The sequence below is a fragment of the Thiothrix fructosivorans genome (genome assembly GCF_017349355.1).
GTDB lineage: Bacteria > Pseudomonadota > Gammaproteobacteria > Thiotrichales > Thiotrichaceae > Thiothrix > Thiothrix fructosivorans.
On the sequence record NZ_JAFMPM010000007.1, the window covers coordinates 145,251 to 164,275 of the forward strand.

A 19,025-nucleotide genomic window follows, 5' to 3' on the forward strand; every position below is an offset into this window, starting at 1 on the left:
GATGAATACAGGCGCTCTTTCCGATAAAATGCCGGAATGAATGATGAACACTTGCTTCGCTACAGTCGCCAACTCTTACTGCCTGAGGTCGATATTCAAGGTCAGGAGCGTTTACTTGCCGCAAAAGTGCTGATTATTGGCATGGGGGGTCTGGGTGCGCCCGTCACCCTGTACCTTGCGGCGGCAGGCGTTGGGCAGCTCACGCTGGTCGATTTCGATACGGTGGATTTAACCAATTTGCAACGCCAAGTGATTCATACCACGGCAAGCATCGGGCAACTGAAAGTCACCTCTGCCGCACATGCCGCACACGCGATCAACCCCGACATTCACATTAATACCGTATCACACCAACTGGATGCCACAGCATTGCTGGCAGCCGTGGCGGCACACGATGCCGTGGTCGATTGCAGTGATAACTTTCCGACGCGCTTTAGCCTGAATCTAGCGTGTAAAACGGCGGGGAAACCACTGGTGTCAGGGGCAGCGATTCGCATGGAAGGGCAAATCACCACGTTTGATTTTCGTGAACCGCATGTCGCCTGTTACCGCTGTTTGTATGAAGAAGACGGCGAGGATGAAAATACATGCAGTACCACTGGCGTACTTGCACCCGTGGTCGGCATTATCGGCAGTATGCAGGCAACCGAAACGCTGAAAGTGTTGCTGGGCTTACCGACCCTCAGCGGACGCCTGCTGTTACTGAATGCCAAACAGATGACGTGGCGGGAAATGCGTCTGAAGCAGGACAAAACCTGCCCCGTCTGCAACCCTCCTTAAGCGGCGGCAGCCCAACCCACGTTAACCGCCCGTACTGTCGGGTAAAGATGCTCGACTTCATCTTCAATGCGACGTAACACCAACTCAAACATCTCGGCGGTTTCTTTAACAAATTGCTCATGATCTTTGATATGCAAGGTTCTGTTTTTAGTCCAGCGTCTCAGGTATTGACTAAAAACGCGTTTGATTTCGCCAGAGCCCGACAAAAACATCTTGGCGGTGTTGCACACCTTGCTGTCGTTATGAGTCAACAAATTTTGATACAACTCACGATCCTCACTGTCCAAATGGTGCTGCACATTATCGACGTACTCAAAAAACAGCGCCCATGTCACACTCGTATCACAAATTGCACGGTCATGGATGAGATAAGCCAACACATTCGACAGCTCGGTAATCTTGTCGGTTTGAGTACTTAAGGTTGCAAATGAAATCATTATTTTTTTACCTGTGGTGTAAAGGAAATTCGGTATTCAGGATACCTACCTCACGTCCATTTCTGTTTGATATTTATCAACCATCCCACTTCAGTGCGCACTCATACCCAAAAAATCAGGGATTGTCTGGAAAAATTGGCTTAATCACTGTCAAAAATATAACCTCCTTACAGTGAACCAAAATCACTACCATTTCGTCATAATGAACGGTTTTATCTAAATAAAGTGGAGATATGTATGAGTTTCATCAGTGAGTTTAAAGAGTTTGCCATGAAGGGTAACGTGGTCGATCTCGCCGTCGGGGTGATTATCGGTACAGCATTCGGCAAAATCGTATCCTCGTTCGTCGGGGATGTCGTGATGCCACTGATCGGGATGCTGACGGGTGGCGTCAACTTTAGCGACATGGCTTTCAAATTGAAAGATGCTGTCGGGGTCGAGGGTGCACCAGACTTTGTACCCGCACTGGTGCTCAAATACGGCGCATTTGCACAAACTGTTTTTGACTTCACCGTGATTGCTTTAGCCGTATTCCTCGCGATTAAAGCCATGAACAAAATGAAGCGTAAGGAAGAAGCCGTGCCAGAAGCACCCGCTGCATTAACCAACCAAGAAGTCTTGCTGGGCGAAATCCGCGATCTGTTAAAACAGAAATAAGCGGGGCATTCGCCCTATCGAACGCCAGCCTGACCTACGCCATTAGAGTAGGTTGGGCTTCAAGCTGACATCTTGCCGTGACAAACCCTGCCAAGCGTTGCACAATGTCTCCCGACTAAAAATTCAGTCTGGTAGATAAACGAACGAAATGCACTTAAAGACCCAACACCTCGATCTGCTTGCCGACAATCACCTCCCCCAGACAGTCCTGTTCAATGTCTTCGATAGCGCGACCCTAGCACGTGGCGTAGATTATTATGAAACTGGCAAAGTCACCCATTTTCGCTCTGAAAAAAGCGGGAATGGCAACGTCTCCATCACCGCCAAAGTCCAAGGGGAAGCGGAAGAACCTTATGTCACCGTGGTCAACTACAACGAACATTCCCCGCGCTGGATCACGGGTGTCTGCACCTGCCCCGTCACGATGGCGTGCAAACACACCGTTGCCGCGTTGTTTGCCTACCTCGACTATGCCCGCAAGCAAAAAGCCAAAGAGCCGCAACGTAGAACTGTTCCCGCCTTCATGGCAGCGACCATGCCCACCGCCAAGGCATTAACGCGCTCCCCCGTTGATCTGTGGTTGCAAGCCTTAAGCAATGCCGACAAGCCCAGCACTTCACCGTTTGAAGGCGATGCCGATGCCGTGCAAGCACACCTGCTCTACTTGCTGGATACCGACGTTTACGAACACCCCACACTTAGCCTATACAAAGCCAATGTGCTCAAAAAAGGCGGTTACGGCAAGCCTTCCCACGTCCAACTCGAAGCCATGCTCACCCCCTACCGCGCCCGCAATTTCAGCTACGAACCGCACGACTTGATGATTGCGCAATTGCTGGCAACCCCCGGAATGCGCTTTTTGCACCATTGGAACAAAGGCAATCTGAGCGGCAAAACCGGCGAACAAGCCCTGTTAGAGGTGCTAAAAACGGGACGCGCATTTTGGGCAACCATCGATACTTGGCAACGTGATATACAAGCCCTGCACTTAAGCAACCCCCTCGATTTCCAGTTTGAATGGCAACAAAACGATCAACACGAATACACCGTTGCCATGATTCCCGCCCGTACCATCACCCAGCACTTTTGGCTGAATAACAAGCTCTGGTACATCGACACGCAAACCCTGACATGCGGCTTATTGCAACACCCTGATCTCAGTGCTGCCCAAGTCGAAAAATTCCTGAATGCACCGCCGATTCCTGCCGCACAAGCCGAAAGCGTCAGTGAACGCCTATTGGAAGCCTTGCCGGATGCGGAAGTGCCTGCCCCCTCCCCCAACGTGCACCAACAAATTGAAGACATTCACGCCACACCCGCACCCGATCTTTATTTGCGTAGCGTCACCTTGCCGGAAACAGGTCTTAACACCCACATTGCCAGCTTGCGCTTTCAATACGCGGATAAATTGTTACAACCCGCGCAACACAAACCCAGTGCCTTGTTAAAAACCGGCAAGCAACGCTACCGTATTCACCGCGACCTTGACCTTGAACAACAAGCGCTCGACACGCTCGCCGACTACGGCTTTGAAAGCGCGAACGAACATTACCCCGACCTGCACCGCCTCGAATTGCTGATGCACCCCGATTCCCCCGCGCTGACCGCGTTACGCTGGAACGATTTCCTCGACCACGGTGTTGATGCACTGCGCAACGACGGCTGGAATGTCACGCTGGATGCCGCCTTCGATCTGCATTTCGACGTGGTAGGCAACCTCGATGCGGCATGGGAAGAAAGTGCCAACGGCAACGATTGGTTTGAAATCAGCTTAGGCTTTGAGGTGGAAGGTCAACGCGTCAACCTGCTGCCGATTCTGGTCGATATGCTGGGGCAAATGGACAGCCCACAAGCCTTGCGCGAACTCTTGCAACGCCAGCAATATATGTTCGTCCCCCTTGCTGGCAATCGCTGGGCCAAGCTCGAATCGCAACGCCTCGAAGGTATCCTCGAAACGTTGGTCGAACTCTACGATCACCAACCGCTCAACGCCAACGGCAATCTGGAACTCAGCAAATACCAAGGCACAGCGCTGGGCGCACTCCTCAACGCCCCCGGCATGAAGTGGAAAGGCGCGGAAGAACTGCTCGCCCTCACCCAAAAGTTGCGTGATTTCCAAGGCATCCAGCCCGTAGCACTACCGGACGGCTTGAATGCCGAACTGCGCCATTACCAGCACGAAGGCTTGAACTGGCTGCAATTCCTGCGTGAATACCAGTTCAACGGCATCCTTGCCGATGACATGGGCTTAGGCAAAACCCTGCAAACCCTCGCGCACCTCCTCATCGAAAAACAGGCAGGACGGCTCACTCAACCGGCAATGGTTGTCGCCCCCACCAGCTTGATGGGCAACTGGCGGCGCGAAGCAGCTCGGTTCACCCCCGATTTGCGCGTGCAAGTGATTCACGGCAACGACCGCCACAAGCATTTCGACAACCTTGGCAACTATGACCTGATTCTCACCACTTACCCGCTGATTGTGCGCGATGAAGAACAGTATTCGCGCCACACCTTCCACTACTTGATTTTGGATGAAGCGCAGGCGATTAAGAATGCCGCATCGCGCACCACTCAAGTCATTTACACCCTCAAAGCGCGGCATCGCGTGTGCCTGACGGGGACACCGCTGGAAAATCACCTCGGCGAATTGTGGTCGATGTACCATTTCCTCATGCCCGGTTTCCTTGGCGCACACGACAAATTCACGCGTTTGTTCCGCACCCCAATTGAGAAGCAAGGCGATGTCGGGCGGCAACAACAATTACGCCATCGCGTATTACCGTTCATGTTGCGGCGTACCAAGGAATTGGTTGCCAGCGAATTGCCGCCGAAAACCGAAATCATCCGCAGCGTCGCGCTCGAAGGTAAACAGCGCGATTTGTACGAAACCGTGCGGCTGGCGATGGATACCAAGTTGCAGGAAGAGATCAACCGAAAAGGTTTCGCCCGCAGCCACATTATGATTCTCGATGCGCTGCTGAAATTGCGCCAAGTGTGTTGTGACCCACGTCTGGTTAAGCTCGACAAAGCCAAGAAAGTCGAGCAATCCGCCAAGCTCGAATTGCTGATGACCTTGTTACCAGAAATGCTCGAAGAAGGGCGCAAAGTGCTGCTGTTCTCGCAATTCACCTCGATGCTGGCGTTGATCGAAGAAGAGCTGGTTGCCAACCAAATCGTGTACGCCAAACTGACCGGACAAACCAAAAACCGCGATGAAGTGATTGCGCATTTTCAGGAGGGCGACGCGAAAGTCTTCCTGATCAGCCTCAAAGCAGGCGGCACGGGATTGAATCTGACGGCAGCGGATACCGTGATTCATTACGACCCTTGGTGGAATCCGGCGGCAGAACAACAGGCCACTGACCGCGCTTACCGCATCGGTCAGGACAAACCCGTGTTCGTTTACAAACTCATCACCGAAGACACGGTGGAAGAAAAAATCCTCAAGCTGCAAGAGAAAAAGCAGATGTTGGCAAATGGCTTGTATTCAGACGCGGGCGCACAAGAAGGCGTGCGCTTCAGCTCAGAAGACTTAATGGATTTATTGAAACCGCTGGAACAGTGAGTCGGTAAACAACCGCTTACCCACGTATTTTGCCCCGGCGGGTGTCAAATGCCCGCCGTCATACGAAATCAGTTCCAGCTCATCGGTGAACAAGCGACAGCTTGCACCTTCGCCGCAAATCAGGCGTTGCTGATCCACAAACACCGCAGTGCCCAAGCTATCACGCAAGAGCTGATTTGTTGCCAACGGCTTAGGGTCAACCTTATTGCTGAAGGCACGTAATTCATCATCGGATAGCTTCAGGTAATTCCTGATCGACACTTTGCCGAAATCCTTTGCACCCACCACGACCAATGACTGATCAGCGCGTAGATTCATGCTTTTGATGGTTTCCGGCAACAACTTTGCCGCCCATTCCTGCCAACGTGCCACTAGAATCACGACATCAGCCTCGGCAATCTGCGTTGCCGCCTGCGTCAGATTATCGGATTCCGCACACAATGCCGCATCTTTAGGTTCGATATTAGCTGCGGCTGCCTCATCCAAAAACATCTGGCAGCGGGTGGGAATGTAGCGGGTGCTAAGTTGGTAATTCGCCAAATAACCATTTTCCAGCACGCCGTTGAAAAAATCTTGGGCGTGGCTATCACCGATAATTAACGCCTTTTTACGATTATCGGCGCTATCAAACGGCTTTTTTTGTACGGCGAGAAAACGCTGGCGAGTGTATTCACCGCTGACTTCAGTATCCGCCGCTTTGAGCAAAGCCTCGCGGTTTACATCGGCGGCGACGGGCAGCAGAGTGCCGAGACACAATAGCCCAACGCATAACGTTACATACATTTTCATCTTATTACTCCGCAAAACGACCCGCAAAGCCATCGGTCAATACCAATGTTGCCCCCACGGCAATAAACAGCAAACTACTGATCACCGCCCCACTAAAAATCTGCGTGCGCGTAAAACGGCTGCGATCACGGAACGGCTTTTCCACAAAACGCCAGCTAAACCACGCCAATACCAAGGTCATAACGCACAAGCCTGCCATAAAGCTGACACTGGGTTCTTCAAGCGCTTGCAAGCGTGCAAACACAAATAACGGCTGATGCCACAAATATGCACTGTAAGAAATCAGCCCAACCCAGACCAATGGCGGACTAGCCAGCAACTTGCCCACCCACGTCGCCGAGGTTGCAAATAGAATCAGTAACACCGCGCCCAGCGTCGGCACCAGCGCATACACGCTGGGAAACGGAATACCGTCATCGAAGAAAAACACCGCATAGCCCAGCAACACCAGCCCCAACACACTTGCCGCCTGCGCCATCACACCCTGTGCTGCTTGGTTTTTCTGAAGGTAAAACGCTGCCAACGCCCCCACCATCAGCTCCCACGCACGGCTCGGAATCAGGTAAAAATTCGCTTCCACTGAATTACGCCACAGCCATTCCGACCAGCCGAGGCTCAACAACGCCACCAAAGCAATCAGCCCCGCCAACCAGCGCTTCCCCAAACCCCATGCGGCTAGCATAAACAGCGGGAACACGAGGTAATACTGCTCCTCAACCGCCAAGCTCCACGTATGCAACAACGGAATCTGTTCTGCGGTCGCCGCAAAATAATCGGTTTGCAACCAGAACAGGATATTGGAGGCAAACACCGCCACGGCTGACACGCTTTTACCGAAATCCACCAATTCAGTGGGCAAAAGCAACCACCACGCCAACGGTAAACAAGCAAGTAACACGAAAAATAAGGCGGGAAGAATGCGCCGCGCACGACGCTCATAGAAACTAGCGACGGTAAAACTCCCCGCCGCCAGTTCCTCCAGAATAATCACTGTAATCAAGTAACCGCTGATGACAAAAAAGACATCCACACCCACAAAACCGCCACTCACCACGGAGAATCCGGCATGGAACAAAATAACCGGCAGTACCGCCAAGGCACGTAGCCCATCAATTTCGCGTCTGTAAATCACGTTAGCGTTTACCCAAAAGCGCTTATTCTACCAAACCTAGCACGCCCGCGCCCCTGTCTTCTGGCACATCGGTAATCCCACGTAACTGACGGCTATGATCAATCAAGCTGTGAATAATCGGCATCAACACCAATTCAATCGCCATCAACATTTTGCTACTGGGTACGACCATCGTATTGCGGCGCGACATAAACGACCCCGGAATATCCGCCAGCAATGGGACGAAATTAGGCCAAAACTTGTCAACAAAATGGATAACCAAATAACATTCATCCGCTACTGGCACCGCTTCTGCACCAAACGGATCAGAGGTATCCACCAACGGAATAAGTTGGAAATTAATATGCGTGCGCATGAATTGCGGGGTAATATGATGCACATAATCGTCTAAGCGCTTCAACAAGCCTTCTTTTGCATCTTCCAGCGGTACGCCACGGTTGTGGACTTCATGCTGGATTTTAGCCATCCACTCCAGATTCGCATTCGGCGCAATGCCAATCGACAAGTCGGGGTATTGGGATAAATCAATATCATCTGCCACCGCAGCACCATGCAAGCCGCGATACAGCAATAAATCGCTGTCAGCGTCCATGCGTTCCCACGGCGTAAACGTGCCAACTTCTTGCCCAAATTTGCGGGCTTGCGTGGCAGTATGCAGGTAGTGCCGATACAAGCCACCGCCCGTTGCGGCGTATTCAAAAAACAGGCTTTCCAACTTTTCCAAATGATTGCCTTCCGGGCCAAAATGCCCCAAGGTTTTGCCTTGTGCCTTGGCTTCGCGCACGGCTTCGCGCATGGTGGTGCGGTCATAACGGCGGAAAGCACTGCCGTCAATGTAGGACGCTTTGACGCGCTCACGGTAAAAAATCCGCTCTAATGCCGTGATGACCGACACTGAACCTGACTCCATCGCTCCGGTAATGGCGACAATAGGATGTTCTGCTGACATGAATCCTCCTCCTAAAAAACGTGGTGAAGTGGAGCATACCACCAGCCTATTCTGTTACGATACCCACCCTTATTGAGTGTCTTCTTCCCACTCAAACCCAACAATATTGCGCACCTGCGCGGCGTAATCTTTCGCCTTAAACCGAGCCGCGTTCTTGCCTGTCGTCTGTCAGGTAGTTTTCCAGCAAGTAGCTCATCAGGCTGTAACGCACTTCGTTGTTGGGATAGCTCAGGATGTATTCCGGCAAACCACCCACAAACGGTAGCCGTTCTTCTTTAACGGTCAAATAGCCGGTCTGGAACAGCAGTGTTTCCAGATGAATTCTGTCCACATCAAAATCGCCCAATGCTTTGTAATCCATGCTCAGGGCTTCGAGATCAGGCAGGTAGAATTGGCGTTTACGCAAAATATCCACCAAAAACGACGGGGTGGCGGTTTCAAACCAATAAGGCAGGAATCTCTTGCCTTTGGAAATAAATAGCAGCACATCAAACGGATTGTAGACGCTTTCACCCAACCAGTTGTAACCGTTGTACCACGCCCGTACCAGCGGCATATCTGCGCCTTGCAGGTGTTCGGAAAAGTGCTGTTCTAGCTCGGTTTGGGTGTAGCCGCACAAGGCACTGTAACGCGGGTCGAGGGTAATATCCTCCAGATTATTCAAGCCGCTGAATAGCGATACTTTGGAAAACTTGCTTACCCCGGTCAGGAAGGCAAAGCGGATATGGGCATCGTTATCCTTGATCACCGAATACAGGTTACGCAAACCGTCACGCATTTCAGCAGCAACGTCCGGCTTGGTAATGTTATCGAGGATCGGCTTGTCGTATTCATCCACCAACACCACCACATTGCGCCCGTACTTGGCTTGGGTATGGCGGATGAGGTCGCTAAAACAACTGGTGACATCTTCATGATCTTCGCACTGGACACCCAGCCGTTCCTGATTGACGCGGAGAATATGGCGGATGCGCCGCTCCAGTTCTGCACGGTTAGCAAGCTGCCCTGAGCCAAAACTGAGGGAAATCACCGGGTATTGCACCGTCCAATCCCAATGCGGGTGAATGTGCAAGCCACGAAACAGCCGCTCATTTCCAGCAAACAATTGGTGCAGCGTGTCTACCAGCAGGGATTTACCGAAGCGGCGTGGGCGAGAGAGGAAGTAGTAGCTGCCGTTATTCACAAGCTCTTGTATATAGGGTGTTTTATCCACATAAACACAATCATCTGCAATGATTTTTTGTAGGGTGCTGATGCCGATGGGGAGTTTTTTCATGGGTTGCCGTGCCTTCTGAGGATACAGGGCAAGTATAGCGGAAGCGCACAACCCGACTCCAGCAAGCCCTTCGCTCTTTCACCTTGGCTCTGCTAACATAGGGCACGTTGACGCTACTATAGCTAGAGCTACATAAGGAATCTCAAACATGACTGAACATTTCATCCAATATATCGACATTGAGCGATACAAGTGCTTTAGTGATTTTTCAGCGCATGGCTTCCAACGCGTCAACCTCATTGCCGGAAAAAACAACGTCGGTAAAACCGCACTGATGGAAGCGATATTCATCAATGTATGCAGTTCCACTATTAGTGATCTATTTGACTCATTACTTTTCTTTTACAAACAGCGTAAAGCAACTGATTACGCTTACAAAACACTCAATAAAAAAGATGCTACTGATACCATTCTAAAGCAAGCGAGTTCATTAAAAAGTAAAACAAATATTCAAGCCATTGAGTTTAAATTAAATGACTCTGAAATTTCAAGAAAATATGAAATAAATATAAATAACTCAAATAACAGCATTGCAGAAGAAAATATGGATATTTTCTCCATCGCAAACAAAGCAATAATCAAAGACGTTTGCTGGATTGGAAGCTCTCGTGATTCACAAGAAGGAATAATAGATTCATTCACTAGCATTCAGAAAAAAGACCGTGAAGATGATTTAAACCACCTCATCAACAGTTTCGATAATGAAATTGAAAAAATAAAAGTTATTGGCAATTCTATTCAATGTCGGGTTACTGCATCTGATGGCAGTTTTTCTTATCGTGGTATTGGTGAGTACGGTGATGGATTACGTCTTTATGTTTCAGTCATTGCTGATATGTTTACGGCGGAAAATCATTACATATTTATTGACGAAATCGACAATGGTGTTCATTACACATTACTGGATAAGCTGTGGGACATTATTCTGAAATTATCTAAAGAATTGAATGTGCAGGTATTTGCAACCACCCACTCGCGTGAGTGCATTGAATCCTACTGCCGTATAGTCGAAAAGCACAAAGAACGGAATATTAGTTTTATTACGTTAGTTAAAAACAAAGAAAAGCAAATTAAAGCCATTATCAGGGATTACGATACATTTACTGATAGCATCCATGATTCTCGTGAGGTGCGCGGATGGTAAAGGTAGCTATCTTACACGAAGGTCATGCAGATAAATCATTAGATAACTGGTTGTTAAAAGAACTAACAGCAGAATTGGCAAAAGAAAATCCGGTGGTTTTTAATTGGAATCGTGTGCAATGTTACGGAATGCAAGGAAAAAGTACATTTTTTGATATTACCAATGTCAAATATAGCGATCTTTTACCTCAAATTATAGAAGATCAAATCACAAAAGTGTTATTCGTCATTGATGCTGACTGCCACGAAAATGATGCCGTTTATGGTGGTTATCATAATACCTTAAATCAATGGCAAACATTGGTGATGAATCAGCTAAATATTGCAGAGATTAGCGATATTTTCATTAGCTGTGACCCAATAACACAAACCGGTTACGTTGAATCGCTACTGTTATCAACCTTGGATGATGATAAAAAAACATGTATTGAAACCTTTCTGGCTTGTTCAGATTTTCAACAAAAAGACAATGCCAAAGCTATTTTGCGTCAAATTTACAAAACTGCTTACCCCAAAGCCCCCTACGATCTGCAACACGCGCATTTCGATGAACTCAAGCAAAAACTAAGAGCACTGTTCAGTTAAGCGATGAACCGTAGATTACTATAATCAAAGCACCACCCCACCACCGGACACGAACCATGCTGGACTCGCCAGACAACCTACTCAAACAAATTGCCCTCGGTGAAGACTCGACGCTGGAACTGAAAGCCATCGAGTACGACGAACAAGCCGTCCCCCAAGCCTCCCTCGACGACCTCAAAACCCCGTTATGGCAACGTTTCCGCTCGCCCCTCTCGCCCAAAGATGACCGCGAGTTTCTATCCAAGCTCAAACTGATTACCCGTGACGAAGACGGCAACCTTTACCCCACCGTCAGCGGCATTTTGATGGCGACCGAACACCCCGCCGAATTCATCACCAACGCCTACATTCAAGCCGTGGTCTACCGTGGCACAGAGCGCAACGCCGCCTACCAACTGGATGCCAAAGACATTCACGGCTCACTCGATGAACAAATTCGCCAAGCCTGTTTATTTGTCGAACGCAATATGCGCGTGTACGCCATCAAAAACCCCAACCGCATCGACACCCCGCAATTTTCCTTGAATGCCGTGTTTGAAGCCATCGTGAATGCCGTGGCACATCGTGACTATTCTATTTACGGCTCAAAAATCCGCTTGCATGTGTTCGCTGATCGGCTGGAACTGTATTCACCCGGCGCAATCCCCAACACCATGACCGTGGATAGCCTGCCCGAACGCCAATCGGCACGTAACGAATTGCTGTGTTCTTTGCTGGCAAAATGCCCGATGAATGTCGATGCCTACGGCTCACAACGCAATTTCATCATGGACAAGCGTGGCGAAGGCGTACCCATTATCCTCACCGAAAGCGAACACTTATCTGGCAAACGCCCGATCTATCGCCTAATTGATGATGCCGAACTGTTACTGACCTTATTTGCCGCCCCGTCACCCCACGGCGACACCTGAAAACACCGTGCGGTTTATGTTCTCCCCAGCAAATTCTGGTACGATACACGCCTTATTTAAACTGCTGATGATGTAACCATGAACCGCACAACCCAACTCCAGCAAGCCCTAGCGAGCCGCATCCTCATCCTTGACGGCGCGATGGGCACGATGATCCAACGCCACAAACTGGAAGAAGCCGATTATCGCGGCGAACGCTTTGCGGCATGGCATACCGATGTCAAAGGCAATAACGACTTGCTGGTATTGAGCCAACCGCAGATTATCCGTGGCATCCACGCGCAATACCTCGAAGTTGGGGCGGACATTCTCGAAACCTGCACCTTCAACGCCACCACGATTTCGATGCACGACTACGACATGCAAGAACTGTCGTATGAAATCAATGTGGAGGCGGCAAAACTGGCACGTTCCGTCGCCGACGAATACAGCACACCCGACAAACCGCGTTTCGTCGCTGGCGTACTCGGCCCCACCAGCCGCACTTGCAGCATTTCCCCCGATGTCAACGACCCCGGTTTCCGCAACGTCACCTTCGATGCGCTGGTCACCGCCTACATGGAATCCACCCGTGGTCTGATTGAAGGCGGCGCAGACATTATCCTGATCGAAACCATTTTCGACACCCTCAACGCCAAAGCCGCCGTGTTTGCGGTCAAACAAGTATTCGACGAAGACAATATCGAACTGCCGATCATGATTTCCGGCACGATTACCGATGCGTCCGGGCGCACCTTGTCCGGGCAAACCACCGAAGCGTTCTACAATGCGCTGGCACACGCTGACGCAATTTCGTTTGGTTTGAACTGCGCACTCGGTCCCGATTTGTTACGTCAGTATGTCGAAGAAATGTCCCGCGTGTGCGCAACAGGCGTTTCTGCCCACCCCAATGCCGGTTTGCCGAATGAAATGGGCGAATACGACATGGACGGCGCGGAAATGGCGGTGCACATCCGTGAATGGGCGCAAAGTGGCTTCCTGAATATCGTCGGCGGTTGTTGCGGCACATCGCCTGCACACATCAAATCCATTGCTGACGCGGTTGCTGGGATTGCCCCACGCAAAGCACCACAACTGGCGAAAGAATGCCGCCTTTCCGGTCTTGAACCGTTCAATATCGGTGCAAACAGCCTGTTTGTGAACGTCGGCGAACGTACCAACGTCACCGGCTCGCTCAAATTCAAGCGCCTGATCAAAGAAGGCAATTACACCGAAGCCTTGCAAGTCGCGCTGGAGCAGGTCGAAAGCGGCGCACCCGTGATCGACATCAATATGGACGAAGGCTTGCTGGATGCGGAAAAAGAAATGACCCGCTTCCTCAACCTGATCGCCTCCGAACCCGACATTGCGCGTGTACCCATCATGGTGGATTCCTCCAAATGGGACGTGATCGAAGCGGGATTGAAGTGCATCCAAGGCAAAGGCATCGTCAACTCGATTTCGATGAAGGAAGGCGAAGAAAAGTTCATCCATCAAGCCAAACTGGTACGCCGTTACGGGGCGGCGGTGATCGTGATGGCGTTCGACGAACAGGGACAAGCGGATACCCAAGCGCGGAAAATTGAAATCTGTTCACGCGCTTACAAGATTCTCACCGAACAAGTCGGCTTCCCGCCCGAAGACATCATTTTCGACCCGAACATTTTCGCGGTGGCGACGGGGATCGACGAACACAATAATTACGCGGTGGACTTTATCGAAGCCACGCGCTGGATTCGCCAGAACCTGCCTCACGCGCACATTTCCGGCGGGGTTTCCAACGTGTCGTTCTCGTTCCGGGGCAATAATCCGGTACGCGAAGCCATCCACAGCGTGTTCCTCTACCATGCGATCAAAGCGGGCATGGATATGGGGATTGTGAACGCGGCGCAAATGGCGGTTTACGACGATATTCCGGTGGAATTGCGTGATGCGGTCGAAGATGTGATCCAGAACAAGGATGCGGGTGCGACCGAACGTTTGCTGGATATTGCCGCGAAATACAAAGGCGACGGTTCGACCGAAGTTAAGAAAGAAGACCTCGAATGGCGTTCATGGCCGGTCGAAAAACGCCTCGAACACGCGCTGGTGAAAGGGATTGATGCCTTCGTCAACGAAGACACTGAAGAGGCACGGGTGAAACTCGGTCGTCCGCTGCTGGTCATCGAAGGGCCATTGATGGACGGCATGAACGTGGTCGGCGACTTGTTCGGCGCTGGCAAAATGTTCCTGCCGCAAGTGGTTAAGTCCGCCCGCGTGATGAAAAAATCGGTGGCTTACCTTGACCCGTTCATGGAATTGGAAAAGGCCGGTTGCGAAGTGCAAGCCAACGGCAAAATCCTCATGGCAACCGTCAAAGGTGACGTGCATGACATCGGCAAGAACATCGTCGGCGTGGTGTTGCAGTGCAATAGCTACGAAGTGATCGACCTTGGGGTGATGGTTTCTGCGGAAAAAATCCTGCAAGTGGCGCGGGAGCAGAAAGTGGACATTATCGGCTTGTCCGGTCTGATTACGCCGTCGCTGGATGAAATGGTACATGTTGCGAAGGAAATGCAGCGCCAGGATTTCCATGTGCCGTTGCTGATTGGCGGGGCTACCACGTCCAAGATTCATACGGCGGTGAAGATCGAGCCGCAGTTTAAGAACGACATCGTGGTGTATGTGCCGGATGCGTCGCGGGCAGTGGGTGTGGCGAGTGCGTTGCTGTCCAAAGAGCAAAAGCCGGATTACGTGGCGAGCATTCGGGCGGAATATGAGCAGGTGCGCGTGAAGCGAGCGGCGAATCAGACGGAACGGAAGTTGGTGAGTATTGCGGCGGCGCGGGCGAATAAGTTTCAGGTGGATTGGGCGGGGTATACGCCGCCTAAGCCGAACACCCTCACCCCGCTGGTCTTCAACGATTATCCGTTGAATGAACTGGTGGAACGGATTGACTGGACACCGTTTTTCCGTAGTTGGGAATTGGCGGGCAAGTTCCCTGCCATTTTGACGGATGAAATCGTTGGCGAGGAATGCACCAAGTTGTATGCGGATGCACAAGCCATGCTGAAAAAAGCTGTGGATGAAAAGTGGGTGCAAGCCAAAGCGGTGGTTGGGTTCTTCCCGGCAAATGCGCAAGGCGATGACGTGGTGTTGTATACCGATGAGAGCCGCACGCAAACCTTGAGCGTGTTGCACAATTTGCGGATGCAGATGGAGCGTAACGGGCAACAGCCAAACTTCTGTTTGGGTGATTTTGTTGCACCTGTGGAATCCGGCAAGGCGGACTGGATGGGCGTGTTTGCGGTGAGTACAGGCTTTGGGATTGAGCCGCATTTGAAAGCCTTCCGCGAAAAGCACGACGATTACAGCGCGATCATGCTGGAAGCCTTGTGTGACCGTCTGGCAGAAGCCTTGGCAGAGCGGATGCACGAGCGCGTGCGCAAGGAATTCTGGGGTTATGCGGCGGATGAAACGCTGGATAATAACGCGATGATTGCCGAGAAATATCAGGGGATTCGCCCTGCCCCCGGCTATCCGGCTTGCCCTGATCACACCGAAAAAGGCACGTTGTGGACGTTGCTAGATGTGGAAGCGAATACCGGGATGATCATTACGGAATCGTTTGCGATGTATCCGGCGGCTTCGGTATCGGGCTGGTATTTCAGTCACCCGGATTCGCGGTATTTCGGGATTGGGCGGATTGCACGGGATCAGGTTGAGGATTATGCCAAGCGTAAGGGCATGACGATGGCGGAAGCGGAGCGGTGGTTGTCGCCGGTGTTGGGGTATGAGGCGTAGCCAACCCAATCAGTACTTTTGGTGAAGAGTGCTAGGCGCTCTTCACCTCCCTATGCAAAATATCTTGCACAGTTTATTTGATCGAATACTTATTCAGCCAGCTTGGCAAGCATAATCATTCCAGGATTCAGATAATCGTTATCACTAGCTACTCGTCTCATACTATCTGGGAAGCACCATGCCCATGCATCAGCTTCGGTTATCTTGATCTGACTTATGGCTTCTTCTACCAAAGCATCTATCTCGTGTTCATGTTTAGAGTGAGCATAGAAAGGAATAAACGCTACACCAACGGCATTAATATCTTGACGACATTTTGAGTCATGGGCATCAGAAACAGCGTCAGCAAGCACTTTGTCGAGGTTTTCTACCAAATTTTTTGAGTTAAGAGATAACTGTTTATATTTTGCCTCAATAAAATCAGACCTATTTTCCGAGCAAATAAATAAATCACATCTACCTTTCCATGCTTTATATCGACCTTTCGGTTTTCGTTTTTCTGTTTCAAATTCCTGCATAGCTACCCAACCACATTGCCATGCAGCAGCAGCTAGAAAACTCACACTCGCCCTTTCCTTATAAAAGTAAGGTACATCCCCATCTGTTACATCAATATAGAGATCAATTCCTTGTGACCACTTTTCAAACAGAACAGACCAATGACGTAACTTTCCTTTACTTTTACCCTTAATTGAGTAACCCCGATTAATTTCCATTATTTGACCGCATGGATAAAAAATATATTGTATAATTTACAGACAAGAACTTGTCAATACATGACATCTACTTCATTATAAAAATACATCCTAAAAGCAGTACAACTCATGCAAGTCATCGGCATCAAAGAACTCCAAACCAACCCCGGCAAGCTGACCAAAGCTTTTCAGGATAACGACTACCTGTTGATCACCAAACACGGTCAGCCGTTAGGTCTTGCGCTACCCTTCGCTGAAGGCATCATGGAGCAAGGTTTACTGCCGTGGTTTGCCATCAAAGGCTTCCAAAGCGGGGATTTGAGCTTGGGGCAACTCAGCAAAGCACTCGGTAAAAACCAACACGAAACCATCAAGTTGCTGGGGCTGCTCGGCGTTCCGGTAGCCGATTATGATTTTGCCGAAGATTTGGCAGCGATTGAGAAGATGCTGGCAGCATGAAAGTTATTGTCAGTGATACCACCAGCTTGATTGCGCTGGAAGGTTTGCAATCCATCAAATTGTTATGTGCAGTGTTTGAAAGCATCCTGATTCCGCAGGCAGTTTTGAAGGAACTGTCCGCTGGATCACCCGACATTATCAAAACAATCAACGCTGTAGGTTGCATAGAAATCATTAGATTGGAACCTTCTGAACAGCTTGCCAGCTTGCAATTGGTATTGGATCCCGGTGAAGCGGAAGCCATCACCTTGGCATTGGAACGCCAGCTTCCGATCCTAATTGATGAGCGCAAAGGCAGAAACATCGCCCTGCAAAAACAACTGATCGTCACAGGTTTTGCGGGTTTATTGATGTTAGCGGTCAAAACCAAGAAGTTATCGTCCGACCGCGCCCAATCCATGCTGGATCAAGCAATCACCAACGGTTTCAGAATATCCAATCCACTCTACCAACAAGTGAGAGCAGCGATTGCTTCTTATAAATCCTAAACACTCAAAAAGGCGGCACGTTACCAAACGCACCGCCTTTTGCCATTCAAGCTATCACCGAACTTAGCGACTTACCAAACGGGTATAGCAAATCCAGTTAGACGCTTGCCCCGGATTGTTGATTAAACCATCCGCAATTTCCCCGTAAAACCGCAACGGTACGAGGATGCTCACGCCCAACACATTCGCAGGCGATTCATTCGGAAATGCGCTGTAGAGAATCGGCAAACCAAAATCAATCCCTTGGTAGTTGTGTTCAGCACCATCCACGTTTTCCGTGCAATATGCCCCTTTCGTTGGGATATTGGCCGTTTCTGGGAAGAAGTTCGTATCAACATGGGGAGGCTGCGAACCGGGGTTAATTTGCGCAATCGTGCCAAGTTCTTTCGGCAATGGCACGCGCCAGTTATTCCGACCACACAAGCTGTTACCATTGACCGCATACATATAAGAATAAGCATCACAAGTGCCTAAACCTTGGCACAAGGTCTGACCATTGGTATCTCTCACACCACCATAACCGCCAGAATTGTGCATGTGGCGATAGCGCCAATCTTTATCGCGCAACCCACCGTCATTGGTTTTTTCTTCCCAGATAAAACCAGTATTCTTGTCTTTGACACATGACCACGATGAAGCAAGAACGGACAACTCATTGCCATTGCCGTCCAACTTCGTATAACGTTTGGACGCTTCGGCAATCTTAACTTCATCTGCCACTTTTTGAGCGGCGGTGCGGGTTGATACAAGGGCGGCTTCCGCCGCTTGACGTGCTTCGCTAGCAACCTTTGCATACGCCTGCACTTGTGTAACAAGGCTATTTAAAGCATCCAACGTTAGCGTGCTTTCGGCTTGTGTGCCTGCGGTTTCTGCCAGTGTTTTTTGGGCAATGGCTTTTGCAGCTTCTGTATCCGCTGTCGATGCGAAAGCCTTGGTAGCCGCTAGCGATGTCGTGACTTCTGCATAAGCAGCGGCTTGCTGATTCGCTTGCAGAGCTACATAACCGGCGCTCAAACTCGCGCTTTGTGCCTCTTTTGCTTCGCTGGTAACAGATAAAACCGCCTCAGTCACTTCTTTACGAGCGGCTACGATGGCTGCGTCATACTCTGCTGCGGCTTGTGCAGCTAGCGCAGCAGCTTTATCTGCGGCAGCTTTGTCTGCGGCGACTTTATCAGCCGCTGCTTGTGCTGCCGCCGCTGCTTTAGCAGCTTGTGCAGCTAATTCTTCGGCAGAAGGACCGCTACTGCCACCACAAGCGGTTAACAGCGATGACATCACCAAGCCAGCCAAGAATAAATGGCTTGGTTTAGATAGAAAGGTTTTATTGGGGGTATGAACGTTAGCCGTGTTCATATTCATGATTTATTACCTAATGTATTATTTAGAGGGGGTTTGTG

16 protein-coding genes are annotated in these 19,025 nt (G+C 50.3%); 9 read left to right on the forward strand and 7 right to left on the reverse strand.

What is annotated here, in order from left to right; translation table 11 throughout:
- Positions 1-36 precede the first annotated feature (36 nt).
- Entirely contained in the window at positions 37-780 is a 744-nt protein-coding gene (locus tag J1836_RS13505) for a HesA/MoeB/ThiF family protein (protein WP_207251651.1), read from the forward strand.
- On the opposite strand, the gene J1836_RS13510 is transcribed toward J1836_RS13505, so the two are convergent.
- The gene (locus J1836_RS13510; RefSeq protein ID WP_207251652.1) at positions 777-1,217 is read right to left on the reverse strand and encodes a hypothetical protein; all 441 of its coding nucleotides are present in this window, start codon (positions 1,215-1,217) and stop codon (positions 777-779) included. The two genes, J1836_RS13505 and J1836_RS13510, sit on opposite strands and share 4 nt — an antisense overlap.
- Positions 1,218-1,454: 237 nt before the next feature.
- Between J1836_RS13510 and mscL the strand changes: the two genes are divergently transcribed.
- A complete protein-coding gene (gene mscL / locus J1836_RS13515; protein ID WP_207251653.1) occupies positions 1,455-1,874 on the forward strand; it encodes a large-conductance mechanosensitive channel protein MscL in 420 nt (139 codons plus the stop codon).
- Positions 1,875-2,022: 148 nt separating this feature from the next.
- Entirely contained in the window at positions 2,023-5,439 is a 3,417-nt protein-coding gene (locus J1836_RS13520) for a DEAD/DEAH box helicase (protein ID WP_207251654.1), read from the forward strand.
- Here J1836_RS13520 and J1836_RS13525 read toward each other — a convergent pair.
- The 4 genes from J1836_RS13525 to J1836_RS13540 form a co-directional block, all read right to left on the reverse strand.
- Positions 5,416-6,228 carry an SGNH hydrolase domain-containing protein gene (locus J1836_RS13525; RefSeq protein WP_207251655.1) on the reverse strand — a complete coding sequence of 271 codons (813 nt, stop codon included), beginning with the start codon at positions 6,226-6,228 and terminating at the stop codon, positions 5,416-5,418. The two genes, J1836_RS13520 and J1836_RS13525, sit on opposite strands and share 24 nt — an antisense overlap.
- Before the next feature lie 4 nt (positions 6,229-6,232).
- Positions 6,233-7,360 carry an acyltransferase family protein gene (locus tag J1836_RS13530; protein ID WP_207251656.1) on the reverse strand — a complete coding sequence of 376 codons (1,128 nt, stop codon included), beginning with the start codon at positions 7,358-7,360 and terminating at the stop codon, positions 6,233-6,235.
- A gap of 22 nt (positions 7,361-7,382) precedes the next feature.
- Complete coding sequence (locus J1836_RS13535; protein WP_207251657.1) at positions 7,383-8,309, reverse strand: nucleoside/nucleotide kinase family protein; 927 nt, start codon at positions 8,307-8,309, stop codon at positions 7,383-7,385.
- A gap of 136 nt (positions 8,310-8,445) precedes the next feature.
- Positions 8,446-9,585, reverse strand: a complete 1,140-nt coding sequence (locus J1836_RS13540) for an ATP-binding protein (RefSeq protein ID WP_242632850.1) — start codon at positions 9,583-9,585, stop codon at positions 8,446-8,448.
- Between the two features lie 148 nt (positions 9,586-9,733).
- Between J1836_RS13540 and J1836_RS13545 the strand changes: the two genes are divergently transcribed.
- From J1836_RS13545 to metH, 4 genes are all read left to right on the forward strand, one after another.
- The gene (locus J1836_RS13545; protein WP_207251658.1) at positions 9,734-10,729 is read left to right on the forward strand and encodes an AAA family ATPase; all 996 of its coding nucleotides are present in this window, start codon (positions 9,734-9,736) and stop codon (positions 10,727-10,729) included.
- Positions 10,723-11,313, forward strand: a complete 591-nt coding sequence (locus J1836_RS13550; protein ID WP_207251659.1) for a hypothetical protein — start codon at positions 10,723-10,725, stop codon at positions 11,311-11,313. Before J1836_RS13545 ends, J1836_RS13550 begins: the two co-directional genes overlap by 7 nt.
- Positions 11,314-11,369: 56 nt before the next feature.
- Positions 11,370-12,224, forward strand: coding sequence for an ATP-binding protein (locus J1836_RS13555; protein WP_207251660.1), 855 nt, complete (start codon positions 11,370-11,372; stop codon positions 12,222-12,224).
- 78 nt (positions 12,225-12,302) lie between these two features.
- A complete protein-coding gene (gene metH, locus J1836_RS13560; RefSeq protein WP_207251661.1) occupies positions 12,303-15,986 on the forward strand; it encodes a methionine synthase in 3,684 nt (1,227 codons plus the stop codon).
- 89 nt (positions 15,987-16,075) lie between these two features.
- Here metH and J1836_RS13565 read toward each other — a convergent pair whose 3' ends face one another.
- Positions 16,076-16,702 (reverse strand): hypothetical protein, encoded by a 627-nt coding sequence (locus tag J1836_RS13565; protein ID WP_207251662.1) that lies wholly within the window; start codon positions 16,700-16,702, stop codon positions 16,076-16,078.
- A gap of 108 nt (positions 16,703-16,810) precedes the next feature.
- On the opposite strand from J1836_RS13565, the gene J1836_RS13570 reads away from it, so the two are divergent.
- Together J1836_RS13570 and J1836_RS13575 are read left to right on the forward strand one after the other, a co-directional pair.
- Positions 16,811-17,140, forward strand: coding sequence for a UPF0175 family protein (locus J1836_RS13570; RefSeq protein WP_207251663.1), 330 nt, complete (start codon positions 16,811-16,813; stop codon positions 17,138-17,140).
- Entirely contained in the window at positions 17,137-17,628 is a 492-nt protein-coding gene (locus tag J1836_RS13575) for a PIN domain-containing protein (protein WP_207251664.1), read from the forward strand. The genes J1836_RS13570 and J1836_RS13575 overlap by 4 nt, the downstream gene beginning before the upstream one ends.
- Positions 17,629-17,691: 63 nt before the next feature.
- Here J1836_RS13575 and J1836_RS13580 read toward each other — a convergent pair whose 3' ends face one another.
- Positions 17,692-18,987 (reverse strand): Lcl domain-containing protein, encoded by a 1,296-nt coding sequence (locus tag J1836_RS13580; protein ID WP_207251665.1) that lies wholly within the window; start codon positions 18,985-18,987, stop codon positions 17,692-17,694.
- Positions 18,988-19,025 lie beyond the last annotated feature (38 nt).